The 19,943-nt window shown below is 47.0% G+C and carries 21 protein-coding genes and 1 other annotated feature; of the genes, 8 read left to right on the top strand and 13 right to left on the bottom strand.

The features are described from left to right. Positions 1 to 86 precede the first annotated feature (86 nt). Positions 87 to 830 (bottom strand): Crp/Fnr family transcriptional regulator, encoded by a 744-nt coding sequence (locus V1L65_RS21480; protein WP_331701309.1) that lies wholly within the window; start codon positions 828 to 830, stop codon positions 87 to 89. A gap of 32 nt (positions 831 to 862) precedes the next feature. Next, positions 863 to 1,915, bottom strand: coding sequence for an FAD:protein FMN transferase (locus V1L65_RS21475; protein ID WP_331701308.1), 1,053 nt, complete (start codon positions 1,913 to 1,915; stop codon positions 863 to 865). Positions 1,916 to 2,070: 155 nt separating this feature from the next. Here V1L65_RS21475 and V1L65_RS21470 point away from each other — a divergent pair, with 155 nt between their 5' ends. From V1L65_RS21470 to V1L65_RS21445, 6 genes are all read left to right on the top strand, one after another. After that, positions 2,071 to 2,448 (top strand): NusG domain II-containing protein, encoded by a 378-nt coding sequence (locus tag V1L65_RS21470; RefSeq protein WP_331701307.1) that lies wholly within the window; start codon positions 2,071 to 2,073, stop codon positions 2,446 to 2,448. Continuing rightward, complete coding sequence (locus V1L65_RS21465) at positions 2,432 to 2,977, top strand: Gx transporter family protein (RefSeq protein ID WP_331701306.1); 546 nt, start codon at positions 2,432 to 2,434, stop codon at positions 2,975 to 2,977. Before V1L65_RS21470 ends, V1L65_RS21465 begins: the two co-directional genes overlap by 17 nt. 13 nt (positions 2,978 to 2,990) lie before the next feature. Further along, positions 2,991 to 3,872, top strand: coding sequence for an ATP-binding cassette domain-containing protein (locus V1L65_RS21460; RefSeq protein WP_331701305.1), 882 nt, complete (start codon positions 2,991 to 2,993; stop codon positions 3,870 to 3,872). Next, the gene (locus tag V1L65_RS21455) at positions 3,821 to 4,681 is read left to right on the top strand and encodes an ATP-binding cassette domain-containing protein (RefSeq protein WP_331701304.1); all 861 of its coding nucleotides are present in this window, start codon (positions 3,821 to 3,823) and stop codon (positions 4,679 to 4,681) included. Before V1L65_RS21460 ends, V1L65_RS21455 begins: the two co-directional genes overlap by 52 nt. 131 nt (positions 4,682 to 4,812) lie before the next feature. Then, positions 4,813 to 5,607: an energy-coupling factor transporter transmembrane component T family protein gene (locus V1L65_RS21450; protein WP_331701303.1), complete on the top strand. Its 795-nt coding sequence runs from the start codon at positions 4,813 to 4,815 to the stop codon at positions 5,605 to 5,607. A gap of 13 nt (positions 5,608 to 5,620) precedes the next feature. Continuing rightward, a complete protein-coding gene (locus tag V1L65_RS21445; RefSeq protein WP_331701302.1) occupies positions 5,621 to 6,547 on the top strand; it encodes a prenyltransferase in 927 nt (308 codons plus the stop codon). A 79-nt stretch (positions 6,548 to 6,626) separates the two neighbouring features. Here the strand turns inward: V1L65_RS21445 and V1L65_RS21440 are convergent, their stop codons facing one another. The 4 genes from V1L65_RS21440 to V1L65_RS21425 all read right to left on the bottom strand — a co-directional run bounded on the left by V1L65_RS21440 (position 6,627) and on the right by V1L65_RS21425 (position 10,919). Further along, the gene (locus V1L65_RS21440; RefSeq protein ID WP_331701301.1) at positions 6,627 to 7,613 is read right to left on the bottom strand and encodes a polyprenyl synthetase family protein; all 987 of its coding nucleotides are present in this window, start codon (positions 7,611 to 7,613) and stop codon (positions 6,627 to 6,629) included. Between the two features lie 13 nt (positions 7,614 to 7,626). Continuing rightward, a complete protein-coding gene (locus tag V1L65_RS21435) occupies positions 7,627 to 8,061 on the bottom strand; it encodes a hypothetical protein (protein WP_331701300.1) in 435 nt (144 codons plus the stop codon). Between the two features lie 80 nt (positions 8,062 to 8,141). Next, positions 8,142 to 9,995 (bottom strand): FAD-dependent oxidoreductase, encoded by a 1,854-nt coding sequence (locus V1L65_RS21430; protein ID WP_331701299.1) that lies wholly within the window; start codon positions 9,993 to 9,995, stop codon positions 8,142 to 8,144. A gap of 39 nt (positions 9,996 to 10,034) precedes the next feature. After that, positions 10,035 to 10,919 carry an FMN-binding protein gene (locus V1L65_RS21425; protein WP_331701298.1) on the bottom strand — a complete coding sequence of 295 codons (885 nt, stop codon included), beginning with the start codon at positions 10,917 to 10,919 and terminating at the stop codon, positions 10,035 to 10,037. A 208-nt stretch (positions 10,920 to 11,127) separates the two neighbouring features. On the opposite strand from V1L65_RS21425, the gene V1L65_RS21420 reads away from it, so the two are divergent. Continuing rightward, positions 11,128 to 11,703, top strand: coding sequence for an NAD(P)H-dependent oxidoreductase (locus V1L65_RS21420; RefSeq protein ID WP_331701297.1), 576 nt, complete (start codon positions 11,128 to 11,130; stop codon positions 11,701 to 11,703). A gap of 66 nt (positions 11,704 to 11,769) precedes the next feature. Here V1L65_RS21420 and V1L65_RS21415 read toward each other — a convergent pair whose 3' ends face one another. Genes V1L65_RS21415 through V1L65_RS21405 form a run of 3 tightly spaced genes read right to left on the bottom strand, consistent with a single transcriptional unit; the run spans position 11,770 to position 13,821 of the window. Next, the gene (locus V1L65_RS21415; protein WP_331701340.1) at positions 11,770 to 12,387 is read right to left on the bottom strand and encodes an alpha/beta hydrolase; all 618 of its coding nucleotides are present in this window, start codon (positions 12,385 to 12,387) and stop codon (positions 11,770 to 11,772) included. Beyond that, positions 12,387 to 13,337: a ring-cleaving dioxygenase gene (locus V1L65_RS21410; protein WP_331701296.1), complete on the bottom strand. Its 951-nt coding sequence runs from the start codon at positions 13,335 to 13,337 to the stop codon at positions 12,387 to 12,389. The genes V1L65_RS21415 and V1L65_RS21410 overlap by 1 nt, the downstream gene beginning before the upstream one ends. A 43-nt stretch (positions 13,338 to 13,380) precedes the next feature. Then, positions 13,381 to 13,821: a MarR family winged helix-turn-helix transcriptional regulator gene (locus tag V1L65_RS21405; protein ID WP_331701295.1), complete on the bottom strand. Its 441-nt coding sequence runs from the start codon at positions 13,819 to 13,821 to the stop codon at positions 13,381 to 13,383. 180 nt (positions 13,822 to 14,001) lie between these two features. After that, positions 14,002 to 14,271 (top strand) — a binding site (T-box leader). Positions 14,272 to 14,337: 66 nt separating this feature from the next. On the opposite strand from V1L65_RS21405, the gene trpS reads away from it, so the two are divergent. Then, on the top strand, positions 14,338 to 15,321 hold the full coding sequence (gene trpS / locus V1L65_RS21400) for a tryptophan--tRNA ligase (RefSeq protein ID WP_331701294.1): 984 nt from the start codon (positions 14,338 to 14,340) through the stop codon (positions 15,319 to 15,321). Between the two features lie 85 nt (positions 15,322 to 15,406). Here trpS and V1L65_RS21395 read toward each other — a convergent pair whose 3' ends face one another. The 4 genes from V1L65_RS21395 to V1L65_RS21380 all read right to left on the bottom strand — a co-directional run bounded on the left by V1L65_RS21395 (position 15,407) and on the right by V1L65_RS21380 (position 19,913). Continuing rightward, positions 15,407 to 16,144, bottom strand: coding sequence for a MerR family transcriptional regulator (locus V1L65_RS21395; RefSeq protein ID WP_331701293.1), 738 nt, complete (start codon positions 16,142 to 16,144; stop codon positions 15,407 to 15,409). A 189-nt stretch (positions 16,145 to 16,333) separates the two neighbouring features. Further along, on the bottom strand, positions 16,334 to 17,605 hold the full coding sequence (locus V1L65_RS21390) for a hemolysin family protein (protein WP_331701292.1): 1,272 nt from the start codon (positions 17,603 to 17,605) through the stop codon (positions 16,334 to 16,336). Between the two features lie 231 nt (positions 17,606 to 17,836). Beyond that, a complete protein-coding gene (locus V1L65_RS21385) occupies positions 17,837 to 19,207 on the bottom strand; it encodes an ABC transporter permease (RefSeq protein WP_331701291.1) in 1,371 nt (456 codons plus the stop codon). Then, positions 19,194 to 19,913 (bottom strand): ABC transporter ATP-binding protein, encoded by a 720-nt coding sequence (locus V1L65_RS21380; protein WP_331701290.1) that lies wholly within the window; start codon positions 19,911 to 19,913, stop codon positions 19,194 to 19,196. Before V1L65_RS21380 ends, V1L65_RS21385 begins: the two co-directional genes overlap by 14 nt. Between the last annotated feature and the right edge of the window lie 30 nt (positions 19,914 to 19,943).

Here is a 19,943-nt window from a genome sequence, read left to right as displayed (position 1 = left end):
AATTTAGCTTATTTCCCCTGCCGTCTATCATTGCATGTCACCTAGAATTATACAAAGAAAAATTGAAAAATCAACAGGAAATTCCGCTACATCCTACATATTTCTATTGGACAATTGTCACAATTACACACTTTCTTCAAGTAGGGAATATTGTGCAGCACAATCTTCCCTTCCATCATGGAAATAATCTTTTTTTCCTTCAAATCACCCAGCAGCCGGTTCACACTTTCCCGAGTAGCGCTAATCATTCCAGCCATGTCAGCATTCGTAATCCGTTTATCAATATAGCGGTTCCCGCCCCGTTCCGCCGGATAAGTATTAGCTAGACGCAGCAATAGTGCACAGAGCGCACCCGATTTTCCGTAATGCAAAAAATCGCGCAGCTTGCTTTGTGTGATTCGGTTCATAAGACCCGACCAGGCGACGAAGGCTTCAGCAAATTGACCGCTTGAGCGAATTAAAGCATTCACATCTTTTTGCATTATTTCACCCACAACTGACTTTTCCATCGCTACTGCTCTGTGCTGATGAATGACATGAGCAGCAGTATTCATTTCGCCAAATAAATCGCCTGTGAAGTAAAGCGCCATCGTGCTCGCTGCTTCTTCCTTCAGCATTCGGTACAATTTAACGCTGCCGGAGTGGACAAAAAAAATGCGGTCGGCTACTGCACCCTCCTGAAACAAATACTCATTCTCTTCAAGTTGTTTAGTCGTCGCTACTTCATTCAGCATACGGATATGCTCCTTAGAAAACATAGAGGCGGTTCGAATCGGCAAGCGATAGCCGTTATCGATCTGGTTGGCAGATATCTTCATTGAACGATTCATGACGTCATCCCCTTTCAACTACTAAGCTTTTCTTACTCTGCAAAATGGTAATCGTCGCTGGTCAGCTTGAATATGTTCTTAAGTCCGGAAGTGATATAAACCTTATGATCGTTTGTTACAAAAATAGCCTCTGCATTGTCGGTCGATTCAATAAAGGCCATCCCCTCCTGCAAGCCTTGCACAAACACTGCGGTCGACATCGCATCTGCATTCATGGAATTGTCCGTTATAATTGTTGCACTGGCCAGCTCATTGCTGGCAGGATACCCTGTGAACGGATCCAGAACATGATGGTACACTTGACCATTATCTTTAAAATACCTTTCATAGACGCCGGAAGTTACAATCGTTTTATTCCGTACCGGAAGAGTGCCTAAATGCGCTCCCCGCTTTTCCTCCGGACTTTGTATACCGATCGACCATGCCGATTGATCCGGCTTGCTGCCCATGGCGACGATATTGCCGCCAAGATCAATAATGGCGCTGGCGAAGCCTTGCTTCTGCAAATAATCCGCCACAACATCAGCTGCATAGCCTTTGGCGATCGCTCCCAGATCAAGCGTCATATCCGAATCCTTAAGCTGGACAGACGAACGGCTTTCATCGAGCAGCAGCTTTTTGTAATCTACAAGCTTCATCGCTTCCTCTATTGCTGCGCGAGATGGAGCTTTGACGCCTCCATTGCCGATTGCCCACAAATCAACTAAAGGGCCAATAGTCGGATCAAACTTCCCGCCGGAAAGCTCCGCATATTCTTTGGCTGTCTTAATAATATAGAAGGTTTCCTTGGATACCTGTACTGCTGAACTGCCTGCAAACTGATTGATTTTTGTAACCTCGCTGTTTTCCTCAAAGCGATTCATCGTCTCATTAATATGCTCCAGCAATTTTTTAATCTCAGCAAAATGAGAAACGTTCATGCGCTCGTCGTATACTCTCACGCTAACGACCGTATCGAAAATGAAATAATTTTCGCTTATCGGAAGCTTCGCTTTCGGAGTGTCGCTTGAGCCTGCAGGCTTGCAGCCGGATATAATAAACAGGCAAGTGACTAAAATCATGATTCCTATATTTTTAAAGCGCATGCTATCCCCTCCACCAACGAATCCAAGAATACTTTCTTCTATTCTGAATTGAGTTTATCAAACCTTTCAGCATTAGCCTGTGACAAATGTCATTCTCGCGTATGGCAGAAGGTGATAATCTTAAAGTAACTTACAGCAGATAGGAGTAGAGCGCTATGAAACGAGGCGATATTATGATCGCTGCGCTGCTTATAGTTGCGCTTGCCTGGTTCGGATATTCCGCGCTCGGCGGGGGCCGCAGTCATGAAGAAGCGGCGTTTGCCTCTATCTATGTAAATGGAGAGCATTATGATACGGTGGCACTCACAGAAGAGGAATATGAAATCGAAATTCGCTCAGAGCGGGGCTACAATCGTCTGAAGGTTTCCAATTACGGCATAGAGATGGTGGAGTCTGATTGTCCTGACCATATTTGTATTGGCTTCGGCCATGTTCATTCCGTCAATGAAAAAATTGTTTGTTTGCCTAATCGTGTTTTTGTAGAAATTATAGGGCCTGATGACGAGGAAGGGGTCGATGCGTTTGCCTCCTGATCAGTATCAACTGCGAAGGCTGATTATTGTTTCCATGTTTGCTTCACTAGCTGTCGTGCTTGGCGTAGTAGAAGCGCTAATTCCGTTCACGGTAACGATACCGGGCGCAAAGCTGGGGCTTGGCAATATCGTCGTTCTGACGTGCCTAGTTTGTTTTGGGGGCAAGGACGCCTTGCTGCTAATATTTATTAAAACATTGCTTACTGCCTTTATTCTTGGCAGCTTTTCCACCTTTTTGTTCAGCGTGCTTGGCGCGCTGGGCAGCTTTATGATCATGTATATAATGGTAAGATTCGGCGCCAAGCAGTTCAGCTTGATGATGACCAGTGTTATGGGCGGCATCGTTCATAATCTGGGTCAGCTGCTGGCAGCTTCCATTGTGCTCGGCACTGCGAAAATCTTTTATTACTTGCCTTTTCTGCTGCTGGCAGGCATAGCAACCGGTATATTTGTCGGCGCAGCCTCCAGTCATCTCATTCAATCGCTTAACCGATTGCAGCTGCTTGCTCTGCGCAATCCTCAAAGCTGAAAGGAGTTGCAGCATGTCTTCCTTGCCTAACAGCTTCAACCGCCCACCTGCCATACAATTTAATAAAGTCAGCTTCAATCGCGGCAGTCATGCTGTGCTGGATCAGCTGTCTGTGACAATTCCCGCCGGACAATGGGTCGCTCTCGCCGGCAGCAACGGCTCTGGAAAATCTACCCTAGCGCGTCTGCTCAACGGCTTGCTGCAAGCAGAAAGCGGCGATATTGCGATCCACGGCCTGCCGCTCCGGGCAGAGCATGTATATGATATCCGTTCTCGCATCGGCTATGTTTTTGCCTCCCCTGATGATCAATTTATCGGACTTACCATTCGGGATGACATAGCCTTTGGTTTAGAAAATTTATGTCTGCCAGGTGAGCAGATCGAGCAGCGAATCGAGGAATATGCAGAGCTGCTGAGCTTGACCTCATTGCTCGATCGCCATCCCGCCACATTGTCAGGCGGGCAAAAGCAGCGTGCTGCGCTGGCGGCGGTGCTTGCGATGAAGCCGAGCATTGTTATTTTGGATGAAGCAACCTCTATGCTCGACAGCTCCTTCCGCGACCGCTTTCTTGCCTATGTAAAAAAAATAACGGCTGAGCAGCAGCAAACAGTCATTACAATATCGCATGATATAAAGGAGCTTGCAGCTGCCGACCGCCTTATTATGCTCCATGAAGGCACCATCCTGGCAGATGGAAAACCGGAAACGCTGCTTAAACAGCAGCCTTTGCTGGATGCATGCCGGCTTAAAGCTCCTTATGCGTTGGAGCTATGCAGGGAGCTCAAGCTTCAAGGAATTGATATCGGCGATTTATTAAGCGAGCAGGAGGTGCTGAATAAGCTATGGGCATTACGTTCGAGCAGGTCTCTTACAGCTACAAAGAGCGAGCGTTAAAGGAGCAGCTGGCTCTTGATCATATTAATTTCTCATTGGGAGCTAATCAGTTCATTACGATTGTAGGGGCTCCCGGATCAGGCAAATCAACCTTGCTGCAGCATCTTAACGGGCTGCTTAGAGCCGATCACGGTTCGATTCATCTGCTCGATATGGTCATTCCCGCACATCCGGCCAAATTGCCGAAGCAGCTGCGCCAACGCGTCGGCCTTGTTTTTCAATATCCCGAGCAGCAGCTATTCCAGCAAACGATTTGGAAGGATTTGCTCTATGGACCGCTTAACTTTGAAGCTAGCGCAGCCGAGGCAGAGCTTGCTGCGCGATCCGCAGCGGAAGCTATGGGTCTGGACGAAGCGCTGCTTGCCAAAACGCCTTATCAATTGAGCTCTGGCCAAATGCGCAAGGCTGCCATCGCATCCGTATTGGCAGCAAAGCCGGATATTATTGTGCTTGATGAGCCGACCGCATCTTTAGACACATCGAGCAGGTCTGAGCTTATGCAGCTGCTGCATCACCAATGCCAGGAGCAGCAGCGCACGGTTATTGTCGTTACCCATTCCTTAGAGGAAGTGCTGCCATATACGAATCAAATGATCGTTATGCATAAAGGGAAAATCCTTTTTTCAGGAGAGCCGTATACGTTAATGCGCCGAACAGATGTCCTAGACGCCGCTGGACTGCAAATCCCGGCCGCCTATCAATTATATTTCGCTTTGCAGGAATCGCTAGGGTTAAGCGAGCGGCACCAATATCCGGATGCATCAGGACTTGCTGCCGCTATAAAAGCAGCCCTTCAAGAGAGCTCCTGATGCTTAGCTTTACTCGTCAAGGTGAAACGGCTATCGCCGTCCTTTGGCGATCGCGAGTTTCATTCCGGAGAAATATAGAGAAAGTATGCAGAATGATATACTTTCCTATACTTTAAGAAAGGAGAGGGGCAATGAAGCACAAATTGATGCTGGGCCGCTATATTGACGGACATTCCTTGCTGCATCGTCTGGACCCCCGCTCCAAGCTGGCAGGCATGCTCCTCTTTATGGCAGCCGTGTTTCTCATTAATTCCTACGTTACTTTAATAATTGCATTGGCTTTTACGTTCATAGTCATGGTTCTGTCGAAAATTCCGTTTGCGTACTATATCAAGGCTATTAAACCGCTTTTATTTTTAATTGCCTTCATCGCGTTATTTCACATTTTTTTTCACGCTGAAGGAGCACGATTGCTTAAGGCAGGCACGTTCTCCATCTATTCCGGCGGACTGGAGAAAGGGCTTGTATCCGCCGGTCGCATGACATTGTTCATCACTTTCGCAGCTGTACTAAGCTTTACTACGCAGCCGGATCGAATAGCCGGCGCACTGGGCAGCCTTCTGCGCCCGCTCCAAAGGATCGGCTTGCCTATTGATCGGCTGGCGCTCATGCTCTCCATTTCGCTCAGATTTATTCCTACAATATTCGAAGAATCAGAGCGGATTTGGAAGGCTCAAGTATCCCGCGGCTTTTCACTAGCCAATCGGCCGCTTAAAGAAAAAGCCAAGCTGATTATTGCGCTGCTAGTTCCGGTTACGGCCAGCTCCTTCCGCCGAGCCGCAAGCCTGGCAGATGCCATGGAGGCACGCAGCTATCGCCTTGGCGCGCCGCGCTCGCAATATCGCCAAATGGTCTGGCAGCGTATGGATACGTTATTTTTACTTTCATTCTCCCTGCCGATCGCCTTCATCTCATTGTTCAATTGAAAGGATGGTTTATATGAACAGCTTGAACCTGAATCGCAGGCTATGGAGCGGATTTTGGCAGCTAGCAGACCCCAAAATATGGATTGCTTCAACCGTGCCTATGCTGATCGCCACTGCGCTTGCATACAACAAAGAAAAATCAGTTGACTGGAGCTGGGTGCTGCTGGCTCTGGCTGGCATTTATTTAATCGAAATAGGCAAAAACGCTGTAAATGAATTTGTTGATTATTGGACCGGCGTTGATCGCTATGTGACAGCTGACAAGCGGACTCCGTTCAGCGGCGGTAAAAAGACAATTGTAGATGGCAAGCTCTCCATGATTGAAACGGCCATTATTGCCTTTATTACGTTGGCAATCGCGTTTTTCATTGGGCTATATATTGCACTTGTTCGAGAGCCTAATGTTTTCTGGATCGGCATGATCGGCGGCGTGCTGGCCGTATTTTATAGCCTCCCTCCGTTCAAGCTCAATTACAATGGCTTGGGGGAGGCTGCTGTCGGCCTCACCTTCGGCCCGCTTGTTATGACTGGCATGTATGTCATGCTTACTGGTGTGCTTGATGTCTACGCAGCCTTTATCGGCCTTCCGCTAGCCTTTCTCATTACGGCTGTTTTGTGGATAAATCAGTATCCAGACTATGAAGCCGATATGAAGGGCGGCAAACGCAACTGGCTAGTGCGGATCGGTAAAGCTAGAGGATTAAAGGTTTATGCATTGCTTTACGCAGGCGCCTACATCAGTATCGCAGCCTTGGCCATAGCAAGCAGCAATTACTTCTGGCTGCTTGGCCTTCTCACACTGCCGCTTGCCGTTCAGTCCATCCATATTGCTTCCCGCAATTTAGATAACTTGCCTCAATTTCTAGGTTCAAATGCACGAACTATTATGATCTATCAGCTGACAGGTGCTGCGATGATTGCCGCTGCGCTGCTGGCCTGACGCTGATCAATAATAAACGGCTCGCAAGTCATTTTAGACCTGCGAGCCGTTTTTGCTTTACTAAATCGAGTGCGTCATTCTATGATTTCCCCAAAAAATAATGTACCAGCACCTGTAAATCATTTTTGCCAGGATGGCCTTCAAAATGCTGCATAATGCTTTTAGCCTTTAAAGTATATTGCTCGGCGAGCTGCCTGCTGCGGACGAGCGCATCGCTTTGCCGGACAGCTTCCAGCGCTTCGCTGAACTGCGCCTCGCTGGCATCGGCGTGAAGCGGCAGCAGCAGCGCTTTTAAGCCTTCATCTTCAAGCGCGTATATAACAGGCAGTGTAATATTGCCGCTGCGCAGGTCCGCGCCTGAAGGCTTGCCCAGCTGCTCGCTGCTGCTTGTGAAATCGAGCAGATCGTCCTGAATTTGAAAGGCGATGCCCAGCGCTTCGCCAAACTCATATAACCGATTAGCCGTAGCTTCGTCCGCCCCTGCCGCTCGAGCGCCCGCCGACATGCACGCTCCCATCAGCAAAGCTGTTTTTCTCTTTGTTTTATCCAAATATTGATCGAGCGTCATATTGAAATCAAAACGATGCTGCAGCTGATTGTACTCCCCTATGCAAAGCTCGGTTATAAGCGCTGCAAGCTCGGCTCCCATATAAAAGTCGCCATCGATCAGCTCGTCGTCGCTCGACCATTCCAACGCTCTTGCCAGCATATAATTGCCGGCATGAACCGCTGTGCCTATATCAGTCGCAGCATGCAGCGACTGCTCGCCGCGCCGCAGCGGCGAGGCGTCTATAACGTCATCATGAATTAATGATGCCATATGCATATACTCAAGCAAACCTGCTGCCTTCCACGCAAGGTGAGCACGCTCAGGCGTCCCGAATCTGCCGCCGACAAGCGCCATTATAGGGCGCAGCCGTTTGCCTCCTGCTGCAATCAAGCATTCGATGCTGGAATAAAGCAAAGAAGGCCGCTGCAGCTCATCATCCGACTGGATAATGTGCAGCAGCAGCTCATCGATTTCGGTTATAGACAAGTGAAGCTGCTCATGCAGTGGCTTCTTCATCACATTCCGCTCCTTATGCGCTATGCTGGTCTAAATAAGCTTTGATTTCCTGCTTCAACTCCGTCATAATGCCTTCACTGCCGCCGCCTTCCAACGATTTCAGCTGCATTTTTTTATAGATCGGAGTAAGCCTTGCAAGCAGCTTCTGCTCCTTGCGGCTTACAGCTACCCGGTAAATAAGTCCGACTAAATAATCGCCATCCAAAATTGAACGGGCCAGACGATCGTTATCGCCGCGCAGCAGCTTGTTGTGCTTTCGTATGCCAACTGATATCAGCATGCAGCAGGATAAAACCGTCATCTTGCGCGAGCGTGCCATACCATAAGAGCCGATCATATCTGCAAGCTCCTGCAAAGAACGATCATTCACATCCAGCTCTATATTTGTTTGCTTATGAATAAGCTCGTTCAATAAGCTTAGCGTATCTTGCAGCAGCTCCTTACCCATGACAACCGCTCCCTTCAACAATCAATGCAGGGGAAGCGCAATGTTTAGAACCCGCATTACGCTTCCAGATAAGTTTTGAATTAGTCCGTATACAAATACCAGCGTCTAACGATGGGAAGCTTCTTCCAGATCTTCTTAAGCCGCGGATAGACATAATAATCAAGTCCGAACGTGCTGCCCGAGCCGCCGATTAATGCAATGCCCGCTGCCAAGTACCATAGCATTTCGCTTGGAGCCATGCCGGATACCCAAACCATTACGCCCATTCCAACCGATACGACTGCAGCCGGCGCAGTGAATAGTCCGACAATTAACAGTGCGCCTACGATGAGCTCAGCCGCTACCATGCCTGTCTGGAATATATAAGCCAGCGGCGTAAATCCGCCGTCAGACGTATAGAACATAAGCCCCATCGACCAGTCCACCATATCCTTCATAAAGCCGGGCACAGGCAAAGCAGCAAGCGCGTCAGACGAGTAATTCGTCGCTGCTGACACCGCATCAGCTGTTTCAGCTACCGAAGCTCCTGACGTGCCGTCCGCTGCTTTGGCAGGAATTAAAAACATTGCGCCTGGATCAGCTATAATTTTGCCCATTTTGTCAAACCCTTGCTTAAACCACATCCAGCCTGCAAATATCCGAAGCGGAACGAGCCAGAAATTTGGCGAGCGCTTGGCAAAATGTCCTCCGACAAAGCTGCGGTTGTTTTTCACATGCAGAAACTCATGCAGAATGTAATGATACACTTTATTGAAGCCGCAAACCTGGAACAGATAAAGCATGTTGATTAAATGCTTGACGCCCATGGCAGGAAAGCCGCTCATCGAAAACATCATTTTCGGAATGCCTACGCTGGCTACGCCATACTTGCTGCCAATACAAACCATAGTGCCATGGAACGTAGGCTTATAGGCCTTTTTCGACTGATTATTGAACTCAGATGCGATGTTATGAGCGATAATCGGGGCGGCAAGCTCAGCGTTTTCTACCATTTGCGGCACTGGACGCTCGCTGCCCTCAGGAATATAGAAAATATTATCGCCAACTACATACACGTTTGAATGCTCCGGCACTTGAAGCTTGTCATTCGTAAGAATACGCTGGCGTCCTTGCTTTTCAACATCAAGCTCGCCTACAAGATCTGAGCCCTCTACACCCGCAGTCCATATGACCGTTCTGGAGGATATAAACGAGCCGCCTACCATAACGCCCTTCTCTGATACTTCTGTTATTTTGGCGCCTGTAATAATGTTCACGCCAAGCTTGCGCAAGCGCTTCTCGGATTTAGCAATGAGCTTTTTAGGAAGAATCGGCAAAATAGTATCTACCATATCCGCTACGTGCAAAGTAACTTCTTCGGGGTTCACATGGAACTCCTTGCAAAGCTCCTGTGTATACTCTGCTAATTCACCGATCATCTCCACGCCTGTGAAGCCTCCGCCAACGACAACAAACGTCAGCATTTCCTTACGGACAATCGGGTCAAGCTGCTTAACTGCCTCACGGAACATTTTTAGTGTATGCTCCTTAAGCTTAACTGCGTCCTCATAGGACCAAAGCGAGAAGGCGTGCTCTTGTGCGCCGTTGATGCCGAAAAAGGTAGGCTTGCTGCCCGTGCCGATTACCAAATAGTCATAGGCATAGCTTTTACGCTGTCCTTTCAGCTTTTGCCCCTCGAAATCGATTATATCGATATGGTCAAGAACAACATCAACATTGCGGAACCCGGAAAATATTTTTTTCAAATCGATCCGGATCGAATCCTCTTCAACCCGGTTTGCCGCCACTTCATGCAGCTCTGTCAATAACGTATGATACGGCTTGCGATCGATTAGTGTAATATGAACCTCTTTATTTTTACGAAGCTTATTGGCAAGCTTTTTGGCTGTCAGTATACCGCCGTATCCACCGCCCAAAACGATAATCTGCTTCATATCCGTCTCTCCCTAAATAGGATTTTCTAGAAGGTAAACTTATTTGGCGCCGGCAAGCGCTTTGGCTGCCAGCTCTACGAATCCATTAACATGAATGGATACGCCTGAGATGGCATCCGTCTTGCCGTCAGCTGCCACTGCAATGGCTGCAGGATCTTGCTTCTCGATCAAATATTGCTCGGCATTATGAGCTTGCTCATGCCATTCAGCTGCTGCCTTGCCAATCTCCTTCATGCCGTACTCGCCAGATTTGGAGCGTGTAACTTTGTCTGTGCCTCCATCCTTATGGATGCCATTCCAGCTTGCAGCAACAATGTTGCCGTTCATTACAGTAATGCCGACTGTTTCTTTCCAGCCAGAATTTTCATCGAAGCTGTCCGCTTCTGCATAGTAACTGCCGTCTTTATACGCGCCACGCTCTGCAGGTCCAGCTTTTAGCGCTGCATCTACCAGCTTCACGAACTCGCCGGCACCGATCGAAACGCCGGATACTGCATCTGTTTTGCCTTCATTATTAACGGCAATTGCTGATGTCGCTTGATTATCGACTAGAAACTGCTCAAGCTTGGCTGCTTGCTCATGCCACTCTGATGCTGCATTGCCCTTTGCCTTCATGCCGTATTCACCAGATTGTGACGAAGCCTTCTTATCCGGTCCACCGTTTTTATTTACCGCATTCCAGTTTACTTGCACAATCTTGCCGCCCTCTACCTGCAAAGCGACAACTTCCTTCCAGCCTGATTTTTCGTCAAAGCTGCCTTCTGCATAATAGGAGCCGTCTGCATAGCCGTCAGCCGGCGCAGGCGAAGCTGAATTTGCAGGCTTTTCTGTTTCTGTATTGACTGGCTTTTTCTCCCCGCCGCAACCAGCAGCAATAATAGCTACAAGCATAAGCGACAACAAAATAATCCCTACTTTTTTCATGATGAATTCCTCCCCATTGATCCTCATACTTTATTGTGAATGGATTCACACGGTATGTTTACCTTCATTGTACTGATCAGGTATATTATGGCGCTGTGATAATTATCACGAAGGATCGCCCAGTCATTTGATATATTTGCTACAAGACCACATTAATGATCCGCATGACCGGATTTATCCAATTTAAAAAAGAGGAAGTGACGGCATCATGACCGCTCAAAAAGAAAACGTACAACGCAAAACATTAGTTATTATCGCTCACCCGGAACTGCACAAAGGCTCGCGCGTGAATCAAAAGCTGGCCCAGGCTGCTGCCCAGCATACAACAACCGTTCATGACTTATACGCGGCGTACGGCAATACAGCCATACATGTAGAACGAGAGCAGCAATTGCTGCTGGATCACGATCGTATAATATTTCAGTTTCCAGTCTGGTGGTACAGCTGCCCGAGCCTGCTCAAGCAATGGTTTGATGACGTATTGACATACGGCTGGGCGTATGGCGAGGGAGGCAATAAGCTGCATGGCAAGGAATGGGGGCTGGCTGTTACTGCCGGCGGCTCCGATTTTGCTTACACTCCGCAGGGCTACAACCATTTTCCACTGGAGCAGCTGCTGCGTCCGTTTGAAGTAACGGCAAGCATTATTGGCACGACTTTTTTGCCGGTATTTTCCGTCTATAACGCTATGCAGCTAAGCGAGGAAGAGCTTGAACTGAAGGCGGAGGAGTATGCGATTCACCTGACTTCGGCTATGAATCCGTTATGCACATCCGCTGTATAAAAGATTTTGCAGTATGCTCAGAATAAAAAAGGACCGTTCGATCAATATCGAACGGCCCTTTTCACATCATTTTGTTTCGGCAAACTGTTTTTCAAACCAGGCAGCGGCTGCCTGTACCTCTGTTTGTGTCAAACGATGGCCTGCGCTTTCCCAATGGACGTGTACACTTGCCCCCGCATTTTCCAGCAATTGCGTCAAATCCTTCGTCTCTTTAGGTGTACAGATTGGATCATTGTCGCCTGCTCCGATAAAGACAGGCAAGCTGGTCATATCAGGAAGTATCCGGTCACGAAGCGGCACCATAGGATGATGCAGCACCGCCCCGCGCAATGCGTCCTTATAAATAAACAGCATGCTCGCGGCAATATTCGCACCGTTGGAATAGCCAACCGCTACCATATTGGATCGGTCAAAACTATATTGCGCTGCCGCCTCCTCCAAAAAGCTATTCAGCTCTTGCGTGCGGTACAATAAATCCTCAAGATCAAATACTCCTTCCGATAATCTGCGGAAGAAGCGCGGCATGCCGTTCTCCAGCACATTGCCGCGAACACTCAGCACAGATGATTGCGGTGAAATAAGCTCCGCGAGTCCAAGCAGATCGTGTTCATTGCCACCTGTCCCATGCAGCAGAAGCAATACTGGCGCGTCCTTGCTCGAGCCTTGCTTAAATATATGCTTCATCATTGATCCTCCTTCAGCACTCTTACTTCAAACGGCTGCAGAAGCTGCTCGATAGCTGCGCGCTGCGGCTCGTACCAGGCCGGCAGCATTAGCTGCTCGCCAAGATGCTCCGGCGCCTCGTCTTTTGCAAAGCCGGGAGGATCTGTTGCAATTTCGAATAAGATGCCACCATGCTCTCGGAAGTAAATAGCATTGAAATATTGCCGGTCTACTATAGGCGTCGGCTCAAACCCTTGATTAGCGACATGCTCTCTCCAGCGTGCATGCTCTTCCATATCCTTTGCGCGCCAGGCGATATGATGGACAGTGCCGCTGCCTCCCGCACCGACTGCCGCTTGCTGATCGCTAATATCAATCACATTGCCTATATCTCCAGCTGCGCGCAGCCTAGTAAATCCATTGCTGCTGCCAACCTTCGTCATACCTAATACCTTCTCCAGCGTCTCGGCGGTTTTGGCAGGATTATGGCTGTACAGTACAGCTCCGCTAAAGCCCCGTATAGCTTCCTTAGCAGTTATACCGCCAAATTCCCATGTATGATCGTTTTTCATATCACGCTCCACAAGCTCAATTTTCAACCCGTCAGGATCAGAAAAGGAAAGCAGCTTATCGCCAAAGCGTTCCAGTATTTCATACGGGATTTGAAACTTGGACAATCTGTTTTCCCAAAACGGCAATGCACCGATTGGCACAGCGTAGCCTGTAATGCCAACCTGGCCTGTGCCTACCCGGCCCTTTCTGCCTTCCGACCAAGGGAAAAACGTAATGATCGTCCCCGGACTTCCCTGCGCATCTCCAAGATAAAGGTGATAAACTTCAGGCGCATCAAAATTGATCGTCTTTTTAACTAGCCGCAAGCCAAGTACACCCGCATAAAAATCTGTCGTGCGCTGAGGGTCCTTAACAAAAGCTGTAATATGGTGAATTCCTGCTGTTTGTAGTGTAGACATGCCATCATTTCCCTTCCATTTATTTGTAATTCATATCTGTTGTTCAATAAGTTTCCTCTGCATATTTGCCCAGCTTCTGCAGCAGGCTGCTGGCCAGCTCTTGCTCCTCCTTGCTGAGCCCCGCTGCTGCTGCGGCAATTACACCGGCATGCTGGGGAAAAATATATTTTATTAAGGCGCTGCCTTCTTTCGTGATCTCCGCATACATTGATCGCCGGTCCTCACTGGAAGCTTTTCGGCAAACCAAGCCTTTCTTCTCCAGCTTGTCGACAACATATGTTATATTTCCACTGCTCATTAGCACCTTGCTTCCAATTTGCTGCAAAGGCTGAGGTCCTTTATGGTAAAGCAGCTCGAGCACGCCAAATTCGGTACGATTAAGCTGATGTTCTTTAATATCCCTATCCGCATGTGCATTCATCCATTGCGCTGCGCGAGATAAAGCTATATACAGCTCCAAGGCGCTTTGTTTATCCTTACCCATTCTGATCACCTGATTTCCAAATGATTTACACATATCTTTAAATTAAATATCTTAATATTAAGATAAATGATTTTAAACTGTTTGTCAAATCGACATTCAAATTATTCTTTTGGAAAAATATAGATAGCAGCTTGACTAGAATACTAAGAATCGGTAATCTTAAGTATAAGAATAATATATGTAACAGCTATGAAGGGAAAGAGTAGCTTAACTGCTTTTGTTTAAGCGAGCCGGCGGATGGTGCAAGGTCCGGCACAAAAGTATAAGTGAATGGGTCTCTTCGCTTCAAACCGAACTCCTTATAGGACAGTAGGCTTTGACGGAAGCTTCCACCGTTATTTCGGAAGACGCAATTGTCTATGCACGCTGCTGCGTGCGTATAGATTGTGGATGAGAGCGGCTATTAGCCGAATTCGGGTGGTATCGCGGAGCATACGCTTCGTCCCTTTTATTAGGGGCGGGGCGTTTTTTTGTATTGATTTTTAAAAACTTTTTAGATTATAGGAGGAAACTTCCATGAAAACAATTTTATCGGGCATTAAACCCAGCGGCGAGCTAAATATTGGAGGCTATGGCGGGGCATTAAGCCAATTCGTTAAGCTGCAAAAGGAATATACAGGCTTTTTCTTCGTACCGGATCTGCATGCAATAACGGTTCCGCAGGATCCAAAGGAGCTGCGCGAGCGCTCTCGCCAAATAGCCGCTTTGTATGTAGCAGCAGGCATTGACCCTAACAACAATGCGATCTTTCTGCAATCGCATGTTTCTGCACATGCAGAGCTCGGCTGGATTTTGGAAACACAGGCCCACTTCGGCGAAATGAGCCGCATGACACAATTTAAAGAAAAGTCCGAGGGCAAGGAAGGCGTCAGTGCAGCTCTATTTACTTATCCTGCGCTTATGGCTGCAGATATATTGCTCTACCAAGCTACTCATGTGCCTGTGGGCGAGGATCAGAAGCAGCATCTTGAGCTGACGCGCGATCTGGCCATCCGTTTCAACAATCGCTTTGGGGAAACCTTTACTTTGCCTGAGCCTATTACCGAGGATACAGGCGGCCGTATTATGGGGCTCGATGATCCGTCTAAAAAAATGAGCAAGAGCAACCCTAACAAAAATAGCTACGTTATGATGCTTGACAGCGCTGATGTTATCCGTAAAAAATTTGCTAAAGCTGTTACAGATTCCGAAGGAAGCATCCGCTATGATTGGGACAATAAGCCGGCTGTCAGCAACTTGATAGAAATTTATTCCGTCTTCTCAGGCCTGCCAATTGCAGATATTGAGAAGCGTTACGAAGGACAAGGCTATGGCTCCTTCAAAAAAGAGCTGGCTGAGGCTGTCATTGAGCATTTGACGCCAATTCAACAAAAATACAATGATATTGTTCATTCCGAGCAGTTGGACCGCATATTGAAGGATGGAGCGGAAAGAGCATCCGAAGTGGCAAACAAAACGCTTTCTAAAGTAAAAAAAGCTATGGGCTTTTTGCAAATTTAACCGTCCATAGCGCCGTATTAGAGCTACTTAAAAGGGGGCGTCCCGTCAGTTATTGACGTATGGACACCCCCGTTGTTTATTGTGCTTATTGCGCGCGGTCGGCAAACACCGCCATCGCTTTTTTCATAAATAATGCCAAGCCTTCGCCGAATTGGTCGATGTTTTTGGTAAATCGCTCGTCATCTACGTACATTTGCCCAAGTCCGCGGAATACTTCAGGCGTATACGTTCCAATATCGTTAAGCAGCTTATACCATTTAGCAATCGACTCTTGCGCCTCACTGGATGCAGGGTCGGTATGCCGAAGCTCGGCCAGCTCCCGGTACAAGCGATTCATACTATCGGCAAGCTCTTCTTGACCTTGCTTGGTATAGGCATTAATTTTGTTTTTTGAATCATCAACCGCTTTGTCCCCGTAGCGTTCGCGCGCCTCCTGCTCATAAGGGTTACTGCTGAAATCAAATCCTGCAAATCTTTCTTTTGCTGTCATCGTAATCTCTCCTTTCGCTTCCTGTATCGTTTTATCAACCGTCGCAAGCAATTGATCCAGTTGATTGCGTTTGTCCAGCAACAGCTTTCTGTGCATATGCAAGGCTTCCTGCCGATCATAGTCAGGCCGGTTTATAATATCTTTGATTTGCTTCAGCGGAAACCCGAGCTCTCGAAAAAATAAAATTTGCTGCAGCTGCTCTAAATTGGTTTGCGAATAAATACGATAGCCTGCTTCCGTCGTGACGTCAGCCGACAACAGGCCAATAGCATCATAATGATGCAAAGTTCGCACGCTTATGCCAACCAGTTCAGCTACCTCGCTTATTTTCATTTTATCCCTCCTGTCTTGCAACGGCTTAATTTGACTATAAAGTATAACGTAACGTTAGAGTCAACATCAATTTTGAAGTTTCTCAATTCCATAAAAAAGGAATGATTCCTTATCAAATAAAGAAATCATTCCCTGCATTACTTATTTCATTCACATATATAAGTCCCGTCAGCATTAGCTATATATTGCTTATGCTTCAATTTCTAACTTGGGATTATTTACTTTAACCAGCAATTTTTTCACCCGCTTCTTCTCTACCTCGGCAACGGTCACGGTTACATGCTCATATTCAAACGAGTCGCCTTTTTGCGGGATGCGATCTATATTACCGAATATCCAAGCGCCCAGATTGTAAAAGCTGCTCTCTATAGGCTCAATATTCAATGTTTTTTCAAATTCATCAAGTGTAATTTGAGGGCTAACCTCATACGTAGTCTCATCCAGCTGCGTAATGAGATTTATCACTTCGTCATGCTCATCCCAAATATCGCCAACCAGCTGCTCCAAAATATCTTCAAGAGTAATTAAACCTGCAGTACCGCCAAACTCATCGATTACAATCGACATATGCACGTTGCTCTTCTGCAGCTCCAGTAAAAGCGCCGATATTTTCATTGATTTTACAACAAACTTCGGTTTTCTTAGCAAGCTGCGAATATCTACCTTTTCATGCTGAAGCAATTGGGCGAAAAACTCGCGTTCTGATAATATCCCGATAATATTATCAATATCTTTGTCGTAGACTGGTATGCGGGATAGGCGCTCCTTAAAAAACATTTTTTTAATTTGCTCAATCGGCTGGCTGACCTCAATAGCGATCATGTCCGGCCTTGGCGTAAGCACTTCACCGACTAATATTTCATCGAAATCAAGGGAGCGGTACACAAGCTCCTTCTCTTCCTTTTCAATAACGCCCTCTTCCTCGCTAATCTCGACTATGGCTTTAATCTCATCCTCAGTAATGGTATGAGTATTGCCTTCGCCTTTGGAAAAAAGACGCGTGAATGTCCGCTGCAGCAATTGCAGCAATGCGTTAATAGGAGTAAGCAGCCACATCAAGCCAAACATCACAATAGAAATTTTCAAGCTGTAAGTATCCGCGTGTTCTTTGCCATAAGTACGCGGAATCATCATGCTGACAATCCAAAGCACAAGCGACATAGCCATAATCGTAATTGTCAGGCCGGCAGATGAGCCATAGTTATCTATCAGCAGCTTGGTTGCAATACTTACTGCCGCCACCGTAACTATTAAATTACTTAGCAGCACCGTTGAGATGGCTTTATCCAAATTTTCAACGATATACATAGCTTTCTTGCTGCCACGTTTTTCCTCCTCTACGTAATGGCGAACTCTAATCTTGCTCAAATTAGAAAATGCCGCTTCCATCGATGAGAAAAAGGCGGACAGCAAAATCAACGCTCCTAAAATAATGAGCAATGATAAGGGAATATCGTCCAACAGATCGTCACACTCCTATTAATTATGAATTTTAAAAAAGGTTATTCCTTATATTATAATACCAATCGCGCGCACATAACAGACCCTTTCCAATAAACGGATTTTGATAAAATTTTAAATAACGAATATCTGGCGTATATCGGACCAGAAATATCGTTATAGACCAGGAAAAACCGAGGCAAAAGCGCCCCGGTTATCCATCGTTGTATAGGATGATCGCGATTGATCAAACTATATATCTCTGCGCAACGCACGCAGCACATCAATTTTAGTAGCCCGCTTAGCCGGCCGATAGCCTGACAGCATGGCAACCGCCAAGGATATTACACAGGCCAGCAGCGCTAAATAAGGCGGAATAACTGAGAACTGAAAGTTGCTAGGCACCTTTTCATTCATTAATGATTGTATCAATACAGGCAGCCCAGCATTAACTGCGATAGAGATTATATAAGAAACGACCGTTCCTACTATAGCTCCCAACAAGCCGATCATGCTGCTTTCGAGCAAAAATACTTTGCGGATGGCGGACGGATGTGCACCAATCGCTTTCATAATGCCTATATCCTGCGCTCGCTCTGTTACAGCCATCGTCATCGTATTAAATATACCGATTGACGCAATCAAAACAGCAATGGTACCTACAAATATAAGTCCGATCGTCATGATCATAAACATCATATTTACCTGCTCAAGCTCGCTTGCAATGGAATGGTTGTAATAGCCCTGCTCACGAACCGTTTCTGCCAGCGCTTTAACGGACTTGGCATGATCAGCTATAATGCGCACTCCATTGTAGCTGCGTTCATCGCCAAGCTGCGGCACGGACTCCAGCTCTTCCTTGGTAGGCTCCCCATCCTCCTGCTGCGGCGGCAAAGCCCCGAATTGTGATTTCGTTAAAGACTCAATTTGGCCCATCGTATCGAGCCCTATATAAATATCTTTATCCTTCAGCCATTCTCTGGAAGGAGCCTCGGCAACGCCAACGATCGTTACCTGCATTTTTTGGCTCTGTTTTTTCTGCTGCTCATAATAAGTTACCTCGAGCTCCATTTGCTTGCCGAGCCAATCCTTGGCAGGAAGCAGCTCGCTCTTGACCGTGTCGCCACCCGCCGTACGTCCGTCTTCATTTACTGTCTCACGAATATGATAACCTACAATGACTTCATTTTTCCCAGTTTCGGGCATGCGACCAGCACTTAGCTTAAATCCGGTCTTCGCTTCTGCTTCATAATCAATCTGCTTGAAGGAGCCGCCGTTAACCGCCTCACCCTCGACTGCAGGATTAAGCCACTGCTGTACATAATTCGTATACAGAACCGCCTTTACATTAGGCAATGATTTAAAATAATCAATATCCGAATCTGTCATCTGATTGCCTTGAAAATTTTGATCCTTGTCTACTTTTCCGTGAATACTTATTTCAGTAACCAATCTATCCCCTACAATATTATCCACAATACTTTGCTTAAGGCCGAAGCCTACCGATGCCAATACGATAAGAAAAGCACAACCCATTGCGGTAGCGAGCACCGTCATAAACAGCCTCGTTTTATTTTTTTTCATATTTTGCCGAACGAATCGGAACTGATCATTGAACTTCATAGTAATGCCCTCCTGCCAGTGAGCTAGAGCTTTTTGTAATTTTGCCATCCTGTAATGTAATGGTACGGTGTGCAATGGCAGCGACTTGCTCATCATGAGTAATAATAACAAACGTTATACCCAGCTCGTGGTTGAGCTGCTGGATCATCGTCAGCAATTGCTTCTCGTTCTCGCTATCCAAACTTCCGGTAGGCTCGTCCGCCAAAACGATTGGAGGCTCCAATATTAATGACCTTGCGACAGATACACGCTGCTGCTGCCCGCCAGACAGCTCGCCCGGATAATGATCCGCATACTCAGACAGTCCAACTCGCTCAAGCATCTCCAGCACCTTTTTCCGCCTCGCTTTTCCTTGTTCGCCCTTTAGTACAAGAGGAAGCTCTACATTCTCATAGGCCGTCATGCTTGGGATAAGCTGAAAGCTCTGAAAAATAAAACCGTAATGCTCCAGGCGAAAATCCGCCCATTGACCTTCATTCATAGCTGTTACCATATGACCCAGCACGTCAATGCTGCCTTGCGACGGACGGATATAGCCGGACATTAGATTAAGAAGTGTTGATTTTCCGGAGCCGCTTCGCCCTACTATCGCCACGATTTCACCCTTATTGACGTGCAGATCAATGTCGTGCAGTACAGGAACCACTTTTTCTTTCCCTTTTTTCCCTATTCTAAATTGATGGCTTACGCCCTTCACTTTGATCATTTTGAATCCCCCTTTACTGAATTCGCGCTG

Source organism: Paenibacillus sp. IITD108 (genome assembly GCF_036541265.1).
In the GTDB taxonomy this organism is placed as follows: Bacteria; Bacillota; Bacilli; order Paenibacillales; family Paenibacillaceae; genus Pristimantibacillus.
This window is presented reverse-complemented; position numbering and strand designations above follow the sequence as displayed.

Coding starts and splice junctions, on each gene's coding strand:
- V1L65_RS21480 (WP_331701309.1), bottom strand. CDS start 830: ATGAATCGTTCAATGAAGATATCTGCCAACCAGATCGATAACGGCTAT.
- V1L65_RS21475 (WP_331701308.1), bottom strand. CDS start 1,915: ATGCGCTTTAAAAATATAGGAATCATGATTTTAGTCACTTGCCTGTTT.
- V1L65_RS21470 (WP_331701307.1), top strand. CDS start 2,071: ATGAAACGAGGCGATATTATGATCGCTGCGCTGCTTATAGTTGCGCTT.
- V1L65_RS21465 (WP_331701306.1), top strand. CDS start 2,432: ATGCGTTTGCCTCCTGATCAGTATCAACTGCGAAGGCTGATTATTGTT.
- V1L65_RS21460 (WP_331701305.1), top strand. CDS start 2,991: ATGTCTTCCTTGCCTAACAGCTTCAACCGCCCACCTGCCATACAATTT.
- V1L65_RS21455 (WP_331701304.1), top strand. CDS start 3,821: ATGGGCATTACGTTCGAGCAGGTCTCTTACAGCTACAAAGAGCGAGCG.
- V1L65_RS21450 (WP_331701303.1), top strand. CDS start 4,813: ATGAAGCACAAATTGATGCTGGGCCGCTATATTGACGGACATTCCTTG.
- V1L65_RS21445 (WP_331701302.1), top strand. CDS start 5,621: ATGAACAGCTTGAACCTGAATCGCAGGCTATGGAGCGGATTTTGGCAG.
- V1L65_RS21440 (WP_331701301.1), bottom strand. CDS start 7,613: ATGAAGAAGCCACTGCATGAGCAGCTTCACTTGTCTATAACCGAAATC.
- V1L65_RS21435 (WP_331701300.1), bottom strand. CDS start 8,061: ATGGGTAAGGAGCTGCTGCAAGATACGCTAAGCTTATTGAACGAGCTT.
- V1L65_RS21430 (WP_331701299.1), bottom strand. CDS start 9,995: ATGAAGCAGATTATCGTTTTGGGCGGTGGATACGGCGGTATACTGACA.
- V1L65_RS21425 (WP_331701298.1), bottom strand. CDS start 10,919: ATGAAAAAAGTAGGGATTATTTTGTTGTCGCTTATGCTTGTAGCTATT.
- V1L65_RS21420 (WP_331701297.1), top strand. CDS start 11,128: ATGACCGCTCAAAAAGAAAACGTACAACGCAAAACATTAGTTATTATC.
- V1L65_RS21415 (WP_331701340.1), bottom strand. CDS start 12,387: ATGAAGCATATATTTAAGCAAGGCTCGAGCAAGGACGCGCCAGTATTG.
- V1L65_RS21410 (WP_331701296.1), bottom strand. CDS start 13,337: ATGTCTACACTACAAACAGCAGGAATTCACCATATTACAGCTTTTGTT.
- V1L65_RS21405 (WP_331701295.1), bottom strand. CDS start 13,821: ATGGGTAAGGATAAACAAAGCGCCTTGGAGCTGTATATAGCTTTATCT.
- trpS (WP_331701294.1), top strand. CDS start 14,338: ATGAAAACAATTTTATCGGGCATTAAACCCAGCGGCGAGCTAAATATT.
- V1L65_RS21395 (WP_331701293.1), bottom strand. CDS start 16,144: ATGAAAATAAGCGAGGTAGCTGAACTGGTTGGCATAAGCGTGCGAACT.
- V1L65_RS21385 (WP_331701291.1), bottom strand. CDS start 19,207: ATGAAGTTCAATGATCAGTTCCGATTCGTTCGGCAAAATATGAAAAAA.
- V1L65_RS21380 (WP_331701290.1), bottom strand. CDS start 19,913: ATGATCAAAGTGAAGGGCGTAAGCCATCAATTTAGAATAGGGAAAAAA.